We start from the raw sequence: 21,342 nt of genomic DNA, 5'->3' as shown, positions 1-21,342 counted from the left end.
AAAAAGAGCATCCTGAAAGAATAGGATGCTCTTTTTGTATTAATCACATAGATTCATTTTCCGGTGAGGTAAAAAACTCGTTGATTTTGTTGGAAAGTAGAAATGGAATGGCTCCTTTTATAACAGAAATATCCCAATCCCACCATGCGAGTTTTTCTAGCTTGTCAATCGTTTCTTGCGGGAAACGATATCGAACAAATTTTGCAGGATTACCAGCTACAATTGCATATGGAGGTACGTCTTTTGTAACAACACTCTTTGCCCCAATAATGGCTCCGTTACCAATTGTAACACCAGATAAAATGCAGGATTGATAACCAATCCATACATCGTTGCCGACTACGATGTCACCTTTTGAAGAAGGATGACCAGTAATATGTGCTCCTTCATTAAAAAATGCATTAAATGGGTATGTCGTTATCCAGTCTGCGCGATGTTCACCGCCAAGTATAAAAACGACTTCTTCTCCTAATGAACAAAACTTACCTATTTTTAATTTTGTTTCATCATTCCAAGAAAAAATGGTTGGACCTACTTTACTATAAGTATAATCACCAATATCATATTTATTATATTCAGGTTTTTGATTTAAAAATAACATAACAAATTTAGCATCCTCTCTAGAGCAAGTAATGGATATGGAACATTATATGCAACTTGGAATAAGTCGAACTGTGTTGTATGAATTGGTAATGCACAAAAATAGTAGTAGGCGTAATGCATAAAAAAGGAGTGGAATGAATGATATACGAAATGGGATTATATAATAAACATTTTCAATCAATTCAATTAGGAAAAAAAGTATATGAAGTACGTTTATACGATGCAAAACGTCAACTTATAAAACAAGGCGATCATATTGTATTTACGCACCTTACGACAGAGGAAACGATGACTGCCAAAGTAACGGAAATAAAACGATACGAAAGCTTTAAAGCGATGTACGAACAAATTGATCACAAATTATTGGATTGTGAAAATGATAGTTTAGAGGAAATGCTAGAAAGTACATACAAAATATATACGAAAGAACAAGAAGAAAAGTGGGGAACAGTTGCGATTCGTATTGAGGTAATAAAATGATAAGAAATCGCGGCGCGGCTATCATTGTGCAGGAAGGGAAAATCGTACTTATAAAACGTATCCGAGAAGGAGAAATATATTATGTTTTTCCGGGAGGAGGAATTGAAGAAGGAGAAACACCTGAAGAGGCAACGAAGCGAGAGGCTTATGAAGAGTTAGGGGTACATATAAAAGTGGAGCATCTCATTGCAAAGGTGGAGTATAAGGGAACGGAGTATTATTTTAATGCCCATATTGTAGGTGGAGTTTTCGGAAGTGGTAAAGCTGAAGAATTCGAAATGAAAGATAGAGGGAGTTATATTCCATTATGGTTGCCGATACACGAGTTGGAGAAAGTGAATATAAAACCGTATGAAGTGGTCGGAAGTATATGTAATCATTATAAAAAGTAAGGTCTGACAACATACAAAAAAAACCATTGACATAGCCTTCTGATTTAAGTATTGTATTCGAGTATGTTTATAATCAGGAGGTTTATATGAGCAATCAAACAACTACACATCATGTGAAAATGACAACAGCAGATCCATCTGGAATTGGTCTATTTGGATTAGCGATGGTAACACTTGTAGCATCATCTCAAAAGTTAGGCTTAACAGATGGCGTTTCACTTGTATTACCGTGGGCAATCTTTTTAGGAGGATTTGCACAAATCTTTGCGTGCATTCACGATGCAAAGCATAACAATACGTTCGGTACAACAGCATTCGGTGCATACGGCCTATTTTGGTTAGGTGTTGGAATGACTTGGTTAATTCAACTTGGAGTATTTGGCGAAAAATTAGCACAAGCTGCAGATTCAAAACAGCTGGGTGTAGCCTTTATTGGATATTTGATTTTCACAATCTTTATGACAATTGGTGCAATGGAAACACATAAAGTATTATTTATGATTTTCGTCCTTATTGATTTCTTATTTATTGGTCTTTCATTAAGTACTTTAGGTGTTATGCCACATGCAATGCATAATTTAGCAGCGTATTCTGAACTATGTATTTCATTATTATCTTTCTATGGTTCAGCAGCAGCAGTGTTAAATACACACTTCGGTAAAGTTGTATTACCAGTTGGAAAGCCGTTTGGTATTTTTAAAAAGTAATAAAAAAGCACAGGTGATTGTATAGTCATCTGTGCTTTTTTATATGGAATAAATAAAAATGAAAAATATAATTGAAATTGATTCTCATTATTAATATAATGAGAACGAGAATCATTTATTGTAAGAGGGGGATGCCGAAGTGGCAAAAATTTTAATAGCTTATGCAAGTATGTCAGGAAATACAGAGAGTATTGCTGATTTAATAAAAGTTAGTTTAGATGCTTTTGATCATGAAGTAGTATTGCAAGAAATGGAAGGCATGGATGCTGAAGAATTATTAGCCTATGATGGAATCATTTTAGGATCTTATACGTGGGGCGATGGTGAATTACCGTTTGAGGCGGAAGATTTCCATGAGGACTTAGAAAATATAGATTTATCAGGAAAGAAAGTAGCGGTATTCGGATCAGGTGATACGGCGTATGAACTATTTTGTGAAGCGGTAACGATATTTGAAGAAAGACTTGTAGAACGTGGTGCAGAGCTTGTACAAGAAGGATTGAAAATCGAACTAGCTCCAGAAGATGAAGAGGATGTTGAAAAATGCAGTAATTTTGCAATTGCATTTGCTGAGAAGTTCTAAGAATGGGAGTGTCAACGTGGAGACAATGTTAAGTGCGACCGCTATTACAAAGTTAAGAGATGGAAAACTTATGTTAGCTACTACATATAATGGCTTATTTATTGAACGAGACGGAGAATGGAAACAAATATTAAAAGGTTTTCAAAAACGAATTAGGGATTTACATAGCGAAGATAATGTAGTGTATGGTGTAGGTGACGAAGGGATTTTTATTCGTAGTATGAATGGTGGAGAGAACTGGACGGTTCAGCGTTTTCCAACAAAAGCAACGAGTTGGAATGTGTGTAGTAATGTACAAGGAACAGTCATTGCTCATGGAGATAAAACGTTGTATCGTTCTAATGATTTTGGTTCGACATGGGAAACCATTCATCCATTTCTTGAGTATGGTGGCGGGGCACCATCTATTCGATCGTTATTTTTATATAAACATTACTTATTTATCGGTACGAAAATACATGCTAAATATGGTGGGGTTTGGCTCTTTAATTTGGAGACACGTAAATTAAAGAGGATTAAAATCGTGATGAATCAGATGATCTCAGCGTTGACTGTACACAATTCTTATATAGTAGCAGCGAGTGGATCGTGCAAGGGGATTAGCGGGAATATTTCTTTTTGTAAAATAGATGAAAGTATTGAGAGTGAAAAAACATATTGGCACACATGTCAAAGTGAGCAGAAAGCAAGTAGCTATTTAGCCTTGAGTTTAGATCAACATGTGCTATATACAACGTCAACGCAAAATAAAGCGGGGATTAGTACGGTTTGTCGTGTACTTTTAGAAGAAGGACTTGTTACAGTATGTGACTCAGTTAAAGGGCATGGTTGGCGCATCGTTAACCAAAAAGAGGGTTATGTTGTAGCTGGATCAGGTGAATCAAAAGCGATGCAGTGGAAGAAAAAAATTATATAGCAAAAAAAACTTTACTTTTATTATATTGATATGATATAGTTACTTTAAACCATTTTACTTTTAATAATATAGAGATTTAAATGAGCTGTAACTTCCGAGGAGGATAGCAATGTTAAATCTCCTCTGGGGTTGCAGTTTTTTAATGTTTGAAGTATTATTGTAAAGTGGTTGAAAATGAATATGTACATATAGGTACATTGTAGGAGGATTTTTTAAATGCAAAACGGTAAAGTAAAATGGTTTAACGCAGAAAAAGGTTTCGGTTTCATCGAAGTTGAAGGCGGAGAAGACGTATTCGTTCATTTCTCAGCTATCCAAGGCGACGGCTTCAAATCTTTAGAAGAAGGTCAAGAAGTTACTTTCGAAGTAGAACAAGGTAACCGTGGACCTCAAGCTACAAACGTTAACAAGAAGTAATTACGGAAAAAAGAAGGGCTTGCCCTTCTTTTTTTTGCATTTTTATTGAATAACCTCCTATGTACATATAATAATGAGATTAAATTTTCGTTTATTAGACGAAGTATTTCATGCATAAAGTGTATGAATGAATAAATAAATACTGAAAATAGAGTATGTGTGTGAAAAGGAATTTAGAAAGAGGTAAATAAATTGGAAAACGCTACACATTTTATTGTGTTCGATATAGAGAGAAATTTCAGGCCGTATAAATCAGAAGATCCGTCAGAGATAGTTGATATCGGAGCTGTAAAAATAGAAGCAAGTACAATGAAGGTAATTGGAGAATTTTCGGAGTTAGTAAAGCCGAGTGCACGACTCACTCGTCATACGACAAAATTAACGGGAATTACAAAGGAAGATTTAATTGGTGTGGAGAAATTTCCGCAAATTATAGAGAAATTTATTCAATTTATCGGAGAAGACTCTGTATTTGTTTCATGGGGAAGAGAAGATTATCGTTTTTTATCTCATGATTGTACGTTACACGGTGTAGAATGCCCATGTATGGAAAAAGAGAGCAAATTTGATTTGCAGAAGTTTGTTTTCCAAGCGTATGAAGAGTTATTTGAGCATACACCAAGTTTACAATTTGCAGTAGAACAGCTCGGTTTAACGTGGGAAGGGAAGCAGCACCGAGCTTTAGCGGATGCTGAGAATACAGCGAATATACTTCTTAAAGTATATAGCGAGAGAGACATTCGTAAACGGTACAAAAGACATGGTGAGCTTGAACTTGTAGAGAACGGAAAACTAACAGAAAAAGCGAAAAAAAAGATGCGAAAATGGGTATTTAAAGAAATGAGAAAAAATACAGAGCGTCCTTTCGTTTGGAGTGCATTTGAAAATAGTGACGCGTGGGAAAGTATAACAGAAAGATATTATATAAGTGAAGCTACAGTAGAACTTTTGAAAAAGCATTTTCGTACGGCGGTTAGAAAAGCGGAAAGACAGATTAGGTATTTGGCTGAGATGGAGGAGAATGTAGAGGTTAAATGACATTCTCCTCTATTTCTAGCTACATAAATTTAACGTCATTGTACTGATGGATGAATAAAGTATTCATATTAAATAGGAATTGAATTGTTGTGATTGGGCCATTATAATTGCTTTGAAAATTAAGGTGTGGTAAGAATTTTTAAATACATTCATAAAATTAGAGCCCATAGAAATGAAAGAGGGTAGAGTTAAATGGAAGCAATCTTTAACATTGTAACAGTTTTAGTTTTTGGGATAATATTTACCACGCTATTAGCAGTAATTACACTTCCTTTCATAGCAAAGAAGAAAAATTGGAAAACGCTTAATATATCTTTAAATCATGGTGTATTAAAGGTTAAAATCGAAGAGTAAAATATGAGTTTTATACAAGGGAGGTGTGATGGTGATAGACTTGGATATTAAAGACGTCGCCGTAAAGATGGAATTAAACGGAGTCTTTTGGAATGAGGATGGGATTGCTGAAATGACCGTGACTACAAAAGAAGAGCATTTTCTTCTTCTTCGTCTAGTAGTTGACTTAGAAAGTAAAACTATTAGGGCGAAGAGTGCCGAAATAGTGAATGGATTCTGCCCTCTGTGCAAACAGAAAAGGGACGAATGTAGTGAACTTAATGACTTACAAAACAAAATGGATATTTTAGAAGAAGCTTACGATTGGGTGAGAGAGCATCCAGAATATCGTTTTCAATTATCTTTTTACGAGTACAATAAATTTGAGGTAGTGAAGTGAAATTTTCATTTTACCAATATACATAGTGACTACTCTAATGGAAATACACTTGTACAACAAGGAAGGAATCTACTGGATTCTGCAACAATTGTTATCTTGGATTAAAAATAAGCATATTTTGTTTTAAAGCAGAAAAACCGATTCTTAGAAGAATCGGTTTTTTTATATAACTGTCAACTATGTCCCAAATAAAAGAGCGTTTGTTAACAGCGCTCAGTAAAAATAGTTATATGGAAGGATTTATCCCGCATTAACGGGCAGTAAGACCCCCCACCTTAAAATTCAGCTGAAGCAACGAAGTTAGGTGGGGGATCAACTGCCCGTAAAAGCCCGATTGGTGAGGGCTGATAATCAGTGGGGATGAACAAAACCCCCACTGATTAAAGTTTTACTTTATTCAATCCCGTTCGGATCGTAAGAATACTGTTGCTTATTCTCAATCCGCTCAATCACATCTTGCAATTCATCTGGCTTCAGAAATTCAATCGGAGAGAAGCCTTTCTCAAACGTAAGTGTATCAGCTTCAATCATTAATACGTATCGGTCATTTACCTTTGCGATATGTATTTGATCCCCGAAATCAGCAAGCAGGGCCTTTACGGAGATGTGGTCTGCTTTTAGCTTTAATTCCACTTCAGGAGCGTGCTCGACGATTTGAGCGGTAGCTTCCATTACTTCTTCGGTTGAAAATTGTTCCATAATTTCGCGTTTCGGACTGGCAGCCCATACTTCCATTGCTTGGTCGAATTGTTCGCGTTCTTCCGTACCTTCTTCAAATACATCTTCAATTTGGTCGTATACCATGTCCATTACTTGTGTTTTCATAATTTCAGGCATAGAGCGTTCGTACTCGACGAATTTTAAGAAGTCCTCAAAATAACGGGCGTGAGATGCTTGGTGAATTTTTAGTTCGCCTACTTCGACCATACCTTCTTCAGGCATGTACGGATATTGGATAGATTTCATGTTTTTTGTTGTGATGGCCATTTCAACGTTACGAATCAGTGTGGATTCATCTGAAATAGAAGCGACTTTCGGTTCAAAGTCACATTTCATAACGAAAACGAATGGATCATCAAAGTATTTGCGTAGTTTTGCTTGCGCAATTAAAAATACACCACCGCGTACAGCGCTTGTGTCCAGATATGTATAAACGAGAGGTTCACTCATATCTTTGAAGTTTTCTTTTGTTTCCGCAAAGCGAATGCGATTAAAGAGGTTGTAATGGGGGTTTGAATCAAGTTCGTGCCCTTCTTCTACAATGAAGCGACCGATCTTTGTCGGAGCTTGTTCTGTTTTCGCATGACGTTCTACTTTTCGCTTTGAAATTTTTAATAATTCACCATTTAAAAATTCTTTTAAGGAGCTATCTTCATACTCTTCAGCGTCTAACGTTTGAAAATGTTTGTAGCGTTTATCAACAGCTTCACCTTTTCCTTCTACTTGTACAACATAAAAGGAAAGATAATTTATTTCAAAATCCATATTTATCACCTTGTTTCATTTCATTAACTCTTATCAGTATAGAGATGGAAAAAACTTTCGTCAATTTATATAAAGGAAGGGGGAGCCCCTTCCTTTATATATTTTTTACTTTCGAAATTAAAATCCGTCTTCTAATGCTGAAAATGGAATGTTTAGTCTGTTTTCTATTGTACGTAAACGCTGGTTTAATCGGTTTAATCTACGTGTATGACGCTCAACCGTGTTTTCTAATTGACGTACTCTTTGTTCAAGCTCATTTACTCGTCTTTCTAGTTGACGGTTTCCAGTACCAGGAAAAGAGATGGGAAGTTGGAATTGTCGATTTTGATCATATGGATTAACTTGTTCTGCTGGATCTATATATTGTTGGTATTGTGCTTGTAAATCATATTGAGGTTGATAACCATTTTGGTTATATGGATCGTATGGATTGTAGGGGTACATAAAAACATCCTCCATTTCTTTAAAATAGGTTAATTCACCATAATGTATGTGTAAAAGCGGAGTGTGGCACGGCAAATACCTATTTATGTTCACAAGGTGTTCCTTTATAAATAAGAATATGGAGTTTTACATTTGTATTTCTTTTGTTTTATGGTATATACTGGATAAAAAGGTGAGGTTACATAAAGGTTACAATTCTATCGGACTCCAACTTTTATATAAATATGTATAGACATTTAGAAAAGAAAAGAGTAATTTATATAGAGTAAAAAATAACTTGTAACATTTTATAAATATATTGTAAAATGATTGTAACAAAACATACATAAAAATGAAATAATACATAAAAGTAATATTGGGAAAAAGGGGAGAGTATATTGTTCCGTAAAGTAAAGGGTATATTAGTTGGGGTGTTATGTGTAGCTATAGTGAGTGGTTGTGGTGCAAAAGTAAGTGATGTTGCATTAGTAAGTGACATTGGTGGCCACACGGTAGAGGCTAAAGCAGAGGTACAGGATTCTATTAGTTTAGTAGATGGTCGTACTGGTACGGAAGTGAAAAAGCTAGATTTATCGAGTCTAGGTTATTTTGAAGACGAAGCAAAATTTAAAAAATCGGTAACGAAGGTTGCTAGCGAGGTTGGAAAAAGCGTTGACAAAAAGATGGTCCCTTCACGTGTAGCACCTGATGGAAGTTGGCAAGAAGGAAAACCTTCTTATGAATTAATGGAAAAAGAATTAGTAGATAAATTATTAAACGTTGGCATGTGGGATTCTTCATATCAATTACCTATTGTTGAGAAAAAGCCTATCGCAACATTAAGTGATGCGCAAGGAAGTGGTACGGTAATTGGTAGATATGAAACGAATTTAGGTGGCTCAGCAGGTGGCCGTATTGAGAATATTCGCTTGTCAGCAGCGAGCATAAATGGAGTTGTATTAGCAAAGGGAGACAGTTTCTCTTTCAATGCATTAATTGGTGATACAACGCCAGATAAAGGATATCAACTAGGAAAAGAAATTGTAGATGGTAAATTAGTAGATGGATACGGCGGTGGTGTTTGTCAAACATCATCAACATTATACAATGCAGCAGATCAAGCTGGTTTGAAAATGGTAGAGAGAACGACACATTCTAAAACGGTAGGTTATGTTCCACAAGGAAGAGATGCTACAATTGCATATCCATACTTAGACTTAGTGTTTGAAAACACGAATGATGCACCTGTGAAACTTTATATGGGCATTCAGGGTGGAAAGTTAGTTGCCGAAGTACATAAAATGAAATAAGAGTTACAGCATACTGTTTTTGTAAAGTCACCTTTTCTGAAAGTTAGAAGAGGTGACTTTTTTATTATGAAAATAAAAATGCGTGTAAATTCTGACTTTTCTTATTTACATAGGATGATTTTAGTTGTATCCTTCATAGTAACGGTTATATGAAATAGGAAAATATCGGGATAAGGAGATGGAGTAATTCATGGTACAAATTCATCCGAAAACACGTATTGGTCATGTTGAATTTAAAGTGCAAGATTTAGAGCGCCAAATTGCATTTTATGAGAATGTAGTAGGCTTAGAAGTAATTAAGCAAGAGGAGAATAAAGCATATTTATCAGGAAAAGGTGGAAAGAACACGTTACTTGTTCTTGAAAAATTAGAGGACGGGGTACTGCAAGAACCGCGTACGACTGGTATATATCATGTAGCCTTTTTAGTTCCGACCCGTGAGGCTTTTGCTTCGGCATTATTTGGTGTGATTCGTAATAAGAATGTAATTGATAGTCCGGCTGAGCAAGAAGGACGTTATACATATTCAAATGAAATTTTACCGATCTCAAGGTTTAATAGTGCAAGTGATCATACGTATAGCGAAGCGTTTTATTTACAAGATTTAGAGGGGAATGGTATAGAAATTTATGCAGACCGTCCGCGCGAACAATGGGGAGAAGGACCAGGAGGCAGTACGCCGCTTGATTTAAAAGAACTGGCAACACTCGTTGATTATGAGGTTGATGGGTTGCCTGCTAATACTGTCGTTGGGCACGTACATTTACGAATAGCAGATGTAGAGAAGTCACACGAGTTTTATGTAGAGACAGTAGGATTTGAAGTACAACAGCGTGAAGATGACTGCTTATTCATTTCTGCAGGAGGATATCATCACCATATCGGTGCAAATACGTGGAACGGAGTAAATAATCCACACCCATCCGCACATGCAACTGGACTTAAAGTGTATACAATTGTATTACCACATAAAGAAGCGTTAGATGAAGTGAAAGAAAGATTAATAGAAAAACAACATAAAGTAAACGAAAGTACAAACGGATTTACAGTAGTAGATCCTAGTGGTATTACAGTGCAGTTTGAAATAGAGAAAGCATAAAAGAAGTCGGAAGGTGTATAATCACTTTCCGACTTCTTTTTGATACGTAATCCAAGTAGCACAAGGATTGAAAGGAAAAGATTTTAATATCTCCATTGCGTATATACTCGTTGAATCGAATTCACCTTGAATGAAAGAATAACCGTGTTTACTTGTATACATAGCTTGTTTGAAAACGAGAAGTTTCAGTAAGGATAAATTTTCTGTAGTGTGAGTCCCACACCATCCTAGTTCTACCGTATTATCCTTTTCTGATGTATGGAGGAAAGAGTACGCAATAATTTTATTCTCTTCATCTATCATTACAAAGCTCCCATCTAGTAACACATCATCAGTTAAGATCTGTTCTTTCCAAGTTTCGAGCGGGTATGAGGCAACGGGATTTGCTAAGTGAGTATCCTCATAATTCGTTTTTACTAAGTGAGCTAGCTTTTCAAAGGAGCTATTATTGGATAGGATGATTGATAAGCTTTGTACATCATAATTTGAATGAAGCTTTGTATCGATAGCTATGATTTTGCGTACTTCTAATATCGGCATATATGTTCTTCGGATTTCCATAAAATTATGTTCTTCATAATAGGCTTTTAAATGAGCCGATGTTCCCCATATAGAGGTTTGTAATGGTAGTTTGAAGTTTTCTCGTTTTTGAATCTCGTTTAATAAAAATTGTTCAATGTGTACCTCTGAATAGAACGGATTTGTATACATTCGAAAGTATGTGCAGTATGGATGGAAGTTACTGTTCCACGTGAAAAAGACGCCTACTACATCTTTTTTATAGTAGGCAATATACACACATTTTGTTTTATTATCTCGTAATAAGTTAAATAGATAAGAGTATTCATTGTATAAATCAATAAGTTGTTTTACTTTTAGCTCATTACTTCTACTATATTTCTCTATAACAAGATTATTTTCATCGGATGACTTCTTCATAGCTCAATCCAAAATCTTCTTACTACATTTCCATCTTCCTCAATGAAATCATCATCACGAAGCCCGCCGTTATGTAAAATTGTTTTTTCTGAAGCTGTATTCACTTCGTCGCAAACGACAAGTGCTTTCGTAATGTTTAATTCCTTCGTTTTTTCTAGCGATAATTCTAATAACTTCGTAGCATAACCTTTTCTTCTTTCAGAAGGGCGAATGCCATAACCGATATGACCTCCAGCGTTAAATAAATGCTCGGTTAAACTATGACGTATATTAACAGCTCCTACAATTTTATTTTCATCTGTAACGAGCCAATACGTAGAGTCTGGTACCCAAGATTCAGGGAGGTTTATTCCGTTATGCGCATCGAGCAATTCTTGAATCATAGCCGGAAAGTTAGAAGGGTCCTTTGAAATAACCCACGGAATCATCGTTTCACCGCTATCTTTCCATTCGTTATAAAAATCTAAGTATTCTTCTTGTAAATCGATAGTAGGTGTAAGTAAAGAGACGTTCATTGTTAGTAAGCTCCTTTATTTATTTAGTATGTATAAAAAAATACGGTATAAAATGTAAGCGTTTTCTTAACTTTCTCAACCTCGTTTCATGTAATCCACCTTTGTTTTTTAAGAAAATTAGTGGAGTTTTAAAATTAGAAGTTATTTATTTTATGTTAATATTTAAAATATTAACATAAAACGGTCAGAGTATTAAGTGTATTTTAGCAAAATTCCTTCATATCGATAAAAGGATGTGTGTGATAATTTTTGTTTTATCTATCTATAATGAATGAAAGGGGGAAGGGCTCGTGAGTGTAAATTTTGATTTGATTATACGAATCGGTGTTGCGGGTTTGTTAGGAGCAATAATCGGTATTGAAAGGGAAATTCGATCAAAAGAAGCGGGATTAAAAACACATTTCCTAGTAGCGGTAGGAAGTGCATTAATAATGGTCGTTTCGAAATATGCTTTTTCAGATATTATGAATGAGGAACATATGGCTCTTGATCCGAGCCGTATTGCAGCACAAGTTGTAAGTGGAGTAGGGTTTTTAGGTGCAGGTACAATTATTATTCAAAAACAGGCAGTGAAAGGATTAACGACAGCGGCTGGTTTATGGGCTACAGCAGGAATTGGATTAGCAATTGGGGCTGGCATGTATGTAGTAGGCATTGGAGCGACGATTCTAGTTTTAATTGGTTTAGAGATTGTGAGTCGTATTTTTAAGGTGCAATTTTTATTTCCGCAAAATATAACAGTGCAAATGTGTATAAATAAACATGAGGCGGTACAACAAATAGTAGAAACGCTACAAGTGAAAGGTATTCCAATACTGTCATATGAAGTGGAAGCTTTGCAGCGAGGTACAGAAATAGTTTATAAGGTAGGGATGCAGCTGAAAAATATATCGTCAGAAGAAAAGAATGAATTTATTCAGCATATGCAAGCATTACCGGAAGTTACGTTTATAAAGTTAAAATCATAGCGTTGAAAACGAGGATAGATATAGCAGGAATTTCGCTATTATCTATCTTTTTTGATATAAAATTCACATAAAGTCAAGTGTTAATTTTGCGCGGTATGGATACATATGTGAACGTTCCCTTATTTTTTCTCAATACAGAATAAAAAGTAAGAATAGTAAAATAATGGTGCGGGACACTAAAAAATGTAAGGCAGGGGAGAGCATGAGAGGCTATTCAAAAAAAGTGTTAGTAGGGGTAAGTTTTGCTAGTTTAATGTTAGGGAGTTTTCAAGGGAGCACATTGGCAGAAAGTAAAAAGGGAGAGCAAGTTTCTTATCGGAATGTGCTCAAAATGGAGCCAGTTGGTGTACAACTGCCAATGCAAGAATTAGCTCATCCATCAAAAGTGCTTGAAAATAAGCCTTTTGAGAAAAGGCTACAATTTGCTGATTTGTCGCAAAGGCCACCTGAAGTAAAAAAAGAAAGTAAGCAATTAGCTGCAGCGAAAACTTATACAATTGCTGAATTAAATCAATTAAACAATCAGCAATTAGTAGATCTACTCGTAACAATTGATTGGGAGCAAATTACGGGTCTATTTCAATTTAATAAGGATAGCCTTGCATTCTATCAAAATGATAGTAGAATGCAGGCAATTATTGATAAATTGAAGCAGCAAGGACAAGCTTATACGAAAGATGATTCCAAAGGGATTGAGACTTTAGTAGAGGTATTACGCTCAGGATTTTATTTAGGATTTTATCATGCGGAATTAAGTAAACTAAATGAGCGGAGCTATCATGATAAATGCTTACCTGCATTACAAACGATTGCGAATAACCCGAATTTCAAACTCGGTACGTTAGAACAAAATAGAGTAGTATCATCATACGGAAAATTAATAGGAAATGCTTCGAGTGATGTGGAAACGATAACATCAGCTGCAAAGATTTTTAAACAATATAACGATAATTTTTCTACATTGGTAGACAATCTTTCAGCTGGAAATGCGATTTACGATATTATGCAAGGTGTTGATTACGACATTCAATCGTATTTGTACGATACGAGAAAAGCACCGAAAGATACAGTATGGTACCAAAAAATTGATAGCTATATTAATGAATTAAGTCGTTTTGCTTTAATTGGAACGGTGACAGAGAAGAATGGTTGGTTAATTAATAATGGTATTTATTATACAGGTAGACTTGGTACGTTCCATAGTACAGGAACGAAAGGATTGCAAGTTGTAACGGACGCAATGAAAATGTATCCGTATTTAGGAGAGCAATATTTCGTAGCGGCTGAGCAAATTGCGACGAACTATGGCGGGAAAGATGCAAATGGAAATGTTGTGAATTTAGATCAAATACGAGAAGACGGGAAGAAAAAATATTTGCCGAAAACGTATACGTTTGATGATGGGGCAATTGTTTTAAAGGCTGGAGATAAAGTGACAGAAGAAAAAGTAAAACGTCTATATTGGGCGGCAAAAGAAGTAAAGGCACAATTCCATCGTACAGTTGAAAGTGATCAACCTTTAGAAAAAGGAAATCCTGATGATGTATTAACGATGGTTATTTATAATAGTCCAGCTGAATATCAATTTAATCGTCAATTGTACGGATATGAAACGAATAACGGTGGCCTATATATAGAAGGAACAGGTACGTTCTTTACTTATGAACGTACGCCAGAAGAAAGTATTTATAGTTTAGAAGAATTGTTCCGACATGAGTTTACTCATTACTTACAAGGTAGATATGAAGTACCAGGGCTTTGGGGACAAGGTAAGATGTATGAGAATGAGAGATTATCTTGGTTTGAAGAAGGGAATGCGGAGTTTTTTGCGGGGGCAACGAGAACGGATAATGTTGTACCGAGAAAGAGCATTATAGGAGGAATATCTTCAAATCCAGCAGAACGTTATACGGCAGAGCGAACGTTAAATGCAAAGTATGGAACGTGGGATTTCTATAATTATTCATTCGCTTTACAATCGTATATGTACAATAAGAGATATGATATGTTTGACAAAGTTCATGATCTTATTAGAAAAAATGATGTAACAGCATATGATGCATACCGCTCTGCATTAAGTAAAGATGCGAATTTAAATAAAGAGTATCAAGACTATATGCAAATGTTAGTCGATAACCGAGAGAAATATAATGTTCCATTAGTATCAGATGATTATTTAACAACTCACGCACCAAAACCAGTTTCAAATATTGCGGCAGAAATTACAGCAGAAGCAAAATTAAGTAATGTATCAGTTAAGAAAAATAAATCACAGTTCTTTAATACATTTACACTGCAAGGAACGTATACAGGTACTACTGCAAAAGGGGAATATGAAGACTGGAAAACAATTACACAAAACGTAAATGATACGTTAAAACGTTTAAGTGCAAAAGAATGGACAGGCTATAAAACAGTAACAGCTTACTTTGTAAATTATCGTGTGAATGCATCAGGACAATTTGAATATGATGTTGTATTCCATGGTATGAATACAGAAGAAGGTGCTGTGAATAAAGCACCAGTTGCGGTTATAAATGGTCCATATAACGGAAATTTAAATGAAACAATTTCGTTTAAAAGCGATGGATCAAAAGATGAAGATGGAAAAATTGTTGCTTATAAATGGGAGTTTGGTGATGGTACTGTAAGCAATGAACAAAATCCAACTCATGTGTATACAAAAGAAGGAACGTACACGGCAAAATTGACAGTAACAGACGACAAAGGATTAACGAATACTGTTACAACGAATGTAACGGTTCAAAAGAAAGAAGATAACAGTGTAGAAAAAGAGCCAAATAATTCATTCCAAACAGCAAATAAACTGCAATTAAATCAAGTTTTACGTGCTAGTTTAGGAAATGGTGATACGAGTGATTACTTTGAAATAAATGTGGAAACTGCGAAAAACCTACAAATTAATGTAACGAAGGAAAATAATATCGGAGTAAACTGGGTTCTTTATTCAGAAGCGGATTTAAATAATTATGTTACGTATGCCCAGCAAGAAGGGAATAAGTTAGTAGGAAGTTACTACACATATCCAGGGAAATATTATTTACATGTGTATCAGTATGGCGGAGGAACAGGGAATTATACGGTAGAAGTGAAATAGCAAAAGAGAAATTGTCTTTCAATGAATGGAAATGAATTTAAGTCTATATCAAGTAATACAGGTTACAATATCAGTTATGAAGATAAAAATTGGTATCTTTATGAATGTTAAAAATTTAATATTTAAAATAAAAAAATAACTATAGGTAATGTATCTAATGATATTAAGAAATCAAGTATCAAGAGATCTTATCTTGAAGTTAAGTAGACCTAATCAGTAAATGAGATACAATCGATGAATTATGATTTCATAGAGATGTGAGCAAAGTAATAAAATTTAAGTATATTTGATTTAATTAAAGGACTAGAGTATATCCGTAAAAACAGATATGCTCTGGTCCTTATTACGTTTAATTTATTCACGAAATCAAGATGATTAATGAGTTAAGTAGCGGCATTTTTGAAATTTATTTTATAAGTTGAATAGAAAAATTTAATTATTTAAATAATTCCGTCATATTAGCAAGGGATACTAATGGAAAATCGTGTACCTTGGCCTAATTTACTCTCTATTTCTATATCACCGTTTAATTCTTTAATAATACTATAAGCAATCATAGTACCAAGCCCAGTTCCTTTTTCTGTTGTTGAATAGAATGGTAAAGCAATCCGCTTTATTTGTTGAGAGGACATTCCAACCCCTGAATCAATAATATCGATTATAATATTACCTTTAATTTTCTGTATATTTATTTGTAATACTCCACCATTTATCATGGCCTCAATTCCGTTTTGTATGATGTTGTTTAGACAGATCCTGAATTTTTCGGGGTCTCCATTTATATAAAAGGAATTTGTACTATTTTGTATTATTTCAACTTTGTATGATAGAGCGAGTGGTGAAATAGTGTCTTTCACTTGATTTAAAATATGATTAATATCTATTTTCTCTTTTAGGGTGTTCTGTGGTTTTGTTAAAGATAAATAGTTATTAATAGTAGATTGTATATGTTGCATTTCAATTAACATGATTTCTAAGTACTGATTCTGAGGTAGCTTAGAGGCATGTTTTTCATTTAACAATTGAGTGAATCCATGTACTGTGGTTAGTGGATTGTGGATTTCGTGTGCAATGGACGCGGCTAGTTCGCTAGCTATATAAAATTTTTCAGCCCGTTGCAGCTTTTCTTTCATTTTATATTTCTCAATCATTCCCTCTATTAAATACACTGATAATAATACTGTAAATATATTAATGATTATATAATTTAATAAAAATTCTATGAGAGTAGAGTCAATTTTACCACCTGTATTTATTTGAGTTACAATACCGCAGATAGAAAGTGAAGTTGTACATACTAAAATAAGAAGCAAGCTTAATAATATCTTTTTTTCTTTAACATACATTGGTAATAAGTAACGAAAGAGCATTGTTATAACAGAAATAATAGTAAAGATAATAAATGATGGAAGAACTCCATTTCCGCCTAAGAAAAATCGATAAGAAAGATATAAAATTCCTATAAAAACAATGTTTTTTGTATTTCCATATAGAAAAACTAATATGATAGGAATAAAACGTAAATCATAAATAAATCCAGCATGTAAATGAAAAGGAAAAGTCATGCAAAAAATAATAGCAATGGAGGAAAGGATAGAAATCAATATATTATTACATGTTTTTTTTTCTTTAAATTCTAGCCAAAATACGTGGTAGCTAAGGATACAAATTATTATTATAAAGGTATTTAATAAAAGAGTAGATATTCCCATAGGTTTGCATCTCCGATAGTTTGTATATTGGATTATGTATGAGTTAAACTTAGATGTTTAGTTATCAGTAGACTTTCTATCTAAAAAAGGAAGAGCGCTTGAAAAAGTACTATAATATTACTTTTATCCCGCATTAACGGGCAGTAAGACCCCCACCTCAAAATTCAGCGGAAGCAAAGAAGTTAGGTAGGGGATCAACTGCCCGTAAAAGCCCGATTGGTGAGGGCTGATAATCAGTGGGGGATGAACAAAACCCCACTGATTAAAGTTTCACTTTATTAGAATTGATAAGGAAGTTAGGAAAAATAATAGATAAAAAAAATCTACTTAGATATTTATACATATGAAACTAGAAATTGACTTTTGTATAAGGAAAACTAGGATTGAGTTACTAATAAAATAATAGGATTTTAAGTATGAATATTCTATGAAAAAATATATTTTGTGGATTCTATTTGTAGCCTTCGTTATATTAACATGGAATATACCAAATTATAAAGTGTAAATTTCAAAATTTTTCATTAGTATATTTTATCTAAAATGGAAACGCTATTTATTTGCGTGCTTGGTACTTAATTGTATGAATTCTCGTTAAAAAGATTTTGAAATTTACATGTTTTTTATGAATCATAATACTGTAGCTTTATCAATGTGAGTTTTTCAGTAACTATTAAGGTGTAAAGTTAAAATATATAGGTTTAAAGATATGAATTATTACATAAAAACGCACCTGAAAAAGAATGTATGATGGTAATAGATTACAAACATCAAGGGGGAACTTAAAATGAAGTTAAATAAACTAGTGCTTAGTTGTGGAGTAATTTCAGCATTAACACTTGGTGTGTTAGGAAATAATACTTATGCTGAAGAAATACACAAAACGAATGATACAATTCATATAGTCGAACATGTTCCTGTAGACTTATTATTAACTCAAACAATGGATTATAGTGGAGAGGCTGTAACTTCTTTTGTATATAATGGGAGTGAAAATTTAAGCTTCTTTATGAAAAATAATGGCCAAAATACAATGGGATATAGTGTGAAAGGTCCAAATATGGAGCTAATTGTTGGTGGTTATATAAAACCTGGAGAACAAAAAAATAATGTTACAAATGTACGGAATGCTTTATCTCCATTACCAATTGGAACATATAAAATTTACGTTTCAAATGATGATGGTTCTAAGGGACAATTCCAAGTTGCAGTAAGATCTATGAATTAAATTTAAAACGCTTTGTTTTAAGTTGATTTAATCTTTCCTTATTGGAAAGAAACTAAATTGAATTGAGAATTACCGATCAAAATGAAAACGAGCACCTTATCTAATTTGAGAGGATGTTCGTTTTTTGCTATTAAACAAAAAACAATTACTTCCAACCGCTTATTAATACATTTTCATATTTCCATCGCTAATCTACTAGTTTGTGTCAACGAGAGAATGTCTACTATAAAATAATTTTTTAAAAACAAAATATAATTTGGCTAAAAATTAGAGGGCATCAATTCATTGGAACAGTAAAAGCTGTTTATTGGATTGGTGTCTTTTTTTGTTTAAGAACGAGAATACATTTTCTCAACAGGACAAATGGTAAATATCTATAAGTACTACTTATGAGGATAATTGGAAAATAGAAATTAATAATAAAGGGGAATGCGAAATGACAATATTAATATCTAATAGAGATCTAGCTAACATCCAAGAGGAAGATGTAGATATATTAAAAGTAATGGCACATCCCGTTCGATTGAAAATTGTAAATGAATTAATGCACCATAAACTGTGTAATGTTACACAGTTGACAGAAATATTAGGACTCCCGCAATCTACTGTTTCACAGCATCTATCAAAATTAAAGGGAACCGTGCTCCGTGCAGAAAGACGAGGGTTAGAGATGCATTATTATATCGATAATGTTAAGGCTCGTCAGATTGTAGGAGTTCTAGGTTTGTAGCTAAAAAGAGTACTTTTCAAAAGTGCTCTTTTTAAGATGTGCATTAGGACTTGAAGGAGGCACCAATGCTAGTTTAGAGGGAGTGTGCTTTGAATCAATCTTTGCTTAAAATACGAGATAATTGTTTATATCGTTTAATAATTACTTAATATATTATTAAGTTTGTTACCTTACAAAACTGTAAGATTATTTCAATTGACACTCGTATATATAAGTAACTATACTAGTTACACAATGTTGGTGAATATATGTAATAGTCTCAATCTATAAGTGTATGCCGAAGGGTTCTTTTCGGAATGATAATTCTATACTAGATTCTTTATCTTATAATAGTGATGACGCCAACTTAATCTATACTTTATTCGAATTCATATTATTTAAAGATTAACTATATTTTACATAATTTACCGACTTGTAATAATTTTTTAGAGGTGCTAAATTTTGAAGAACAAATTAATTGCTACAGGAATTCTTGCTGGAAGTTTACTATCTTATTCTACTAGTATTTTTGCAGATACTCACAAATTTCCAGATGTTCCTGCATGGGCTGACAAATCCGTTAATTATTTAGTTGATAAACAAGTATTGAGTGGTTATCCAGATGGAACTTTTGGTTCAAGTGATACACTAGATAGAGCTTCTGCAGCAACCATTATGACAAGGGCTCTTGGTATACACATTGATTTAAATGCAAAACCATCTTTTAAAGATTCACAAAACCACTGGGGAACCCCTTATATCGCCGCAGCTGAAAAGGCAGGAATAATTAAAGGTGAAGGAAATGGAATATTTAATCCTTCTGGAAAAGTTACTCGTGCTGCTATGGCTACTATGCTAGTGAATGCATATAAACTACAAAATAAAAACACTAGCAATGGACAAAGTAAATTTGAAGATTTAAAGGGACATTGGGGTGAAAAGTTCGCAAATACTTTAATTGATTTAAAAATTTCAGTTGGTACAGATAATGGTTGGCAACCAAATAGGTTCATAACACGCGCTGAAGCTGCACAACTAACCGCAAAAACAGATATGCTTCAATATAGTCAAAGTAATCCTTTAGAAAATAAGACAATAATTATTGATCCCGGACATGGTGGCGCAGATCCTGGAAAAGACACAAAGGGATTACCTGAAAGTAAGATTGTACTTGACACTTCTTTACGTCTACAACAATTGCTTGAAAAACATACACCATTTACAGTTTTACTAACTCGTGAATCTGATACTAGACCTGGACATGATCAAAAAAGCTCTTTACAGGAACGTGTTAAATTTGCTAAACAAAATCAGGGGGATATCTTTATAAGTGTTCATGCAAATGCTTATAATGGTAATGCAAAAGGGACAGAAACATACTACTATAAATCTTCTAAATCTGAAAAAACAAATCCTCATGTGGAAGAAAGTCGTGTTTTAGCTGAAAAAATTCAAACCCGATTAGTAGACGCTCTTCAAACACGTGATAGAGGCGTTAAACATGGCGATCTTCATGTTATAAGAGAAAATGAAATGCCAGCTGTGTTAACGGAACTTGCTTTTATAGATAATGGTATTGATTACAGTAAGTTATCTACAGAAAACGGAAGGCAGGTTGCAGCAGAAGCCATTTATGAGGGGATTTTAGATTATTATGAATGGAAAGGGAATAATGTATCTGAATATAGGTTGCAATAAGTAAATGAAAATATAGTAATTCTCGAAATAAAGAATTCTATAATTTTTTTGCATTTTTTTAAACAACAATTTTAAATATGTATTTAAAATTGTTGTTTAAATCGTTATTATGTGTTTTAATAATATTGATAATAGTTATCAGTAAAAAAAGAGATGGAAATTAGAAAAACAAGTGTTGATAGTTATTGTCATAAAGATTAATAAATTTCTACATTGTAAAGTTATGAACCTATCTCTAGTATTGAGAGCTAAAAGTAATATGTTTATACCTT

Annotated in this window: 22 protein-coding genes; 16 read left to right on the top strand and 6 right to left on the bottom strand. The window is 33.9% G+C overall.

Translation table 11 applies throughout. The annotated features are described in order from the left end of the window. Window positions 1-43: 43 nt before the first annotated feature. Window positions 44-601, bottom strand: coding sequence for a CatB-related O-acetyltransferase (locus tag JDS99_RS02750; RefSeq protein WP_097908199.1), 558 nt, complete (start codon window positions 599-601; stop codon window positions 44-46). Between the two features lie 140 nt (window positions 602-741). Between JDS99_RS02750 and JDS99_RS02745 the strand changes: the two genes are divergently transcribed. The 9 genes from JDS99_RS02745 to JDS99_RS02705 all read left to right on the top strand — a co-directional run bounded on the left by JDS99_RS02745 (window position 742) and on the right by JDS99_RS02705 (window position 5,869). Continuing rightward, window positions 742-1,083, top strand: a complete 342-nt coding sequence (locus tag JDS99_RS02745; RefSeq protein WP_199694506.1) for an ASCH domain-containing protein — start codon at window positions 742-744, stop codon at window positions 1,081-1,083. After that, window positions 1,080-1,475, top strand: a complete 396-nt coding sequence (locus JDS99_RS02740) for an NUDIX hydrolase (protein WP_088064151.1) — start codon at window positions 1,080-1,082, stop codon at window positions 1,473-1,475. Before JDS99_RS02745 ends, JDS99_RS02740 begins: the two co-directional genes overlap by 4 nt. An 86-nt stretch (window positions 1,476-1,561) precedes the next feature. Further along, a complete protein-coding gene (locus JDS99_RS02735) occupies window positions 1,562-2,182 on the top strand; it encodes an acetate uptake transporter (RefSeq protein ID WP_000070936.1) in 621 nt (206 codons plus the stop codon). Between the two features lie 139 nt (window positions 2,183-2,321). Beyond that, on the top strand, window positions 2,322-2,765 hold the full coding sequence (locus JDS99_RS02730; protein ID WP_001062763.1) for a flavodoxin: 444 nt from the start codon (window positions 2,322-2,324) through the stop codon (window positions 2,763-2,765). A 16-nt stretch (window positions 2,766-2,781) separates the two neighbouring features. Beyond that, window positions 2,782-3,681: a beta propeller repeat protein gene (locus JDS99_RS02725; RefSeq protein ID WP_199694504.1), complete on the top strand. Its 900-nt coding sequence runs from the start codon at window positions 2,782-2,784 to the stop codon at window positions 3,679-3,681. Between the two features lie 216 nt (window positions 3,682-3,897). Next, the gene (cspB, locus tag JDS99_RS02720) at window positions 3,898-4,098 is read left to right on the top strand and encodes a cold shock-like protein CspB (RefSeq protein ID WP_001179147.1); all 201 of its coding nucleotides are present in this window, start codon (window positions 3,898-3,900) and stop codon (window positions 4,096-4,098) included. A 192-nt stretch (window positions 4,099-4,290) separates the two neighbouring features. After that, window positions 4,291-5,136 (top strand): exonuclease, encoded by an 846-nt coding sequence (locus JDS99_RS02715; protein WP_199694502.1) that lies wholly within the window; start codon window positions 4,291-4,293, stop codon window positions 5,134-5,136. 192 nt (window positions 5,137-5,328) lie between these two features. Continuing rightward, on the top strand, window positions 5,329-5,490 hold the full coding sequence (locus JDS99_RS02710; protein ID WP_088064148.1) for a hypothetical protein: 162 nt from the start codon (window positions 5,329-5,331) through the stop codon (window positions 5,488-5,490). A gap of 31 nt (window positions 5,491-5,521) precedes the next feature. After that, window positions 5,522-5,869, top strand: coding sequence for a hypothetical protein (locus tag JDS99_RS02705; RefSeq protein ID WP_199694561.1), 348 nt, complete (start codon window positions 5,522-5,524; stop codon window positions 5,867-5,869). A 393-nt stretch (window positions 5,870-6,262) separates the two neighbouring features. Here JDS99_RS02705 and JDS99_RS02700 read toward each other — a convergent pair whose 3' ends face one another. Both JDS99_RS02700 and JDS99_RS02695 read right to left on the bottom strand, forming a co-directional pair. Next, complete coding sequence (locus tag JDS99_RS02700; protein WP_000345047.1) at window positions 6,263-7,354, bottom strand: DUF3900 domain-containing protein; 1,092 nt, start codon at window positions 7,352-7,354, stop codon at window positions 6,263-6,265. A 117-nt stretch (window positions 7,355-7,471) separates the two neighbouring features. Further along, window positions 7,472-7,813 (bottom strand): hypothetical protein, encoded by a 342-nt coding sequence (locus JDS99_RS02695; protein ID WP_116480664.1) that lies wholly within the window; start codon window positions 7,811-7,813, stop codon window positions 7,472-7,474. 362 nt (window positions 7,814-8,175) lie between these two features. Between JDS99_RS02695 and JDS99_RS02690 the strand changes: the two genes are divergently transcribed. Beyond that, the gene (locus JDS99_RS02690) at window positions 8,176-9,087 is read left to right on the top strand and encodes a VanW family protein (RefSeq protein ID WP_000488977.1); all 912 of its coding nucleotides are present in this window, start codon (window positions 8,176-8,178) and stop codon (window positions 9,085-9,087) included. Between the two features lie 190 nt (window positions 9,088-9,277). Next, the gene (locus JDS99_RS02685; protein ID WP_097889888.1) at window positions 9,278-10,186 is read left to right on the top strand and encodes a VOC family protein; all 909 of its coding nucleotides are present in this window, start codon (window positions 9,278-9,280) and stop codon (window positions 10,184-10,186) included. A 21-nt stretch (window positions 10,187-10,207) separates the two neighbouring features. Here the strand turns inward: JDS99_RS02685 and JDS99_RS02680 are convergent, their stop codons facing one another. Beyond that, window positions 10,208-11,125: a GNAT family acetyltransferase gene (locus JDS99_RS02680; protein WP_097889887.1), complete on the bottom strand. Its 918-nt coding sequence runs from the start codon at window positions 11,123-11,125 to the stop codon at window positions 10,208-10,210. Further along, window positions 11,122-11,640, bottom strand: a complete 519-nt coding sequence (locus JDS99_RS02675; protein WP_087984029.1) for a GNAT family N-acetyltransferase — start codon at window positions 11,638-11,640, stop codon at window positions 11,122-11,124. Before JDS99_RS02675 ends, JDS99_RS02680 begins: the two co-directional genes overlap by 4 nt. 290 nt (window positions 11,641-11,930) lie before the next feature. Here JDS99_RS02675 and JDS99_RS02670 point away from each other — a divergent pair, with 290 nt between their 5' ends. Both JDS99_RS02670 and colA read left to right on the top strand, forming a co-directional pair. Beyond that, the gene (locus tag JDS99_RS02670) at window positions 11,931-12,608 is read left to right on the top strand and encodes an MgtC/SapB family protein (RefSeq protein WP_088064142.1); all 678 of its coding nucleotides are present in this window, start codon (window positions 11,931-11,933) and stop codon (window positions 12,606-12,608) included. 202 nt (window positions 12,609-12,810) lie between these two features. Continuing rightward, a complete protein-coding gene (gene colA / locus JDS99_RS02665; protein WP_199694500.1) occupies window positions 12,811-15,726 on the top strand; it encodes a collagenase ColA in 2,916 nt (971 codons plus the stop codon). A 458-nt stretch (window positions 15,727-16,184) separates the two neighbouring features. On the opposite strand, the gene JDS99_RS02660 is transcribed toward colA, so the two are convergent. After that, complete coding sequence (locus tag JDS99_RS02660; RefSeq protein WP_088064140.1) at window positions 16,185-17,438, bottom strand: sensor histidine kinase; 1,254 nt, start codon at window positions 17,436-17,438, stop codon at window positions 16,185-16,187. Between the two features lie 784 nt (window positions 17,439-18,222). Here JDS99_RS02660 and JDS99_RS02655 point away from each other — a divergent pair. The 3 genes from JDS99_RS02655 (at window position 18,223) to JDS99_RS02645 (ending at window position 21,070) form a co-directional block, all read left to right on the top strand. Then, the gene (locus tag JDS99_RS02655) at window positions 18,223-18,663 is read left to right on the top strand and encodes a hypothetical protein (protein WP_088608873.1); all 441 of its coding nucleotides are present in this window, start codon (window positions 18,223-18,225) and stop codon (window positions 18,661-18,663) included. 436 nt (window positions 18,664-19,099) lie between these two features. After that, on the top strand, window positions 19,100-19,393 hold the full coding sequence (locus JDS99_RS02650) for an ArsR/SmtB family transcription factor (protein ID WP_088608872.1): 294 nt from the start codon (window positions 19,100-19,102) through the stop codon (window positions 19,391-19,393). A 441-nt stretch (window positions 19,394-19,834) separates the two neighbouring features. Further along, window positions 19,835-21,070, top strand: a complete 1,236-nt coding sequence (locus JDS99_RS02645; protein ID WP_087981432.1) for an N-acetylmuramoyl-L-alanine amidase — start codon at window positions 19,835-19,837, stop codon at window positions 21,068-21,070. Window positions 21,071-21,342 lie beyond the last annotated feature (272 nt).

It is taken from the genome of Bacillus cereus group sp. N6, from assembly GCF_016483705.1.
In the GTDB taxonomy this organism is placed as follows: domain Bacteria; phylum Bacillota; class Bacilli; order Bacillales; family Bacillaceae_G; genus Bacillus_A; species Bacillus_A wiedmannii.
This window is presented reverse-complemented; position numbering and strand designations above follow the sequence as displayed.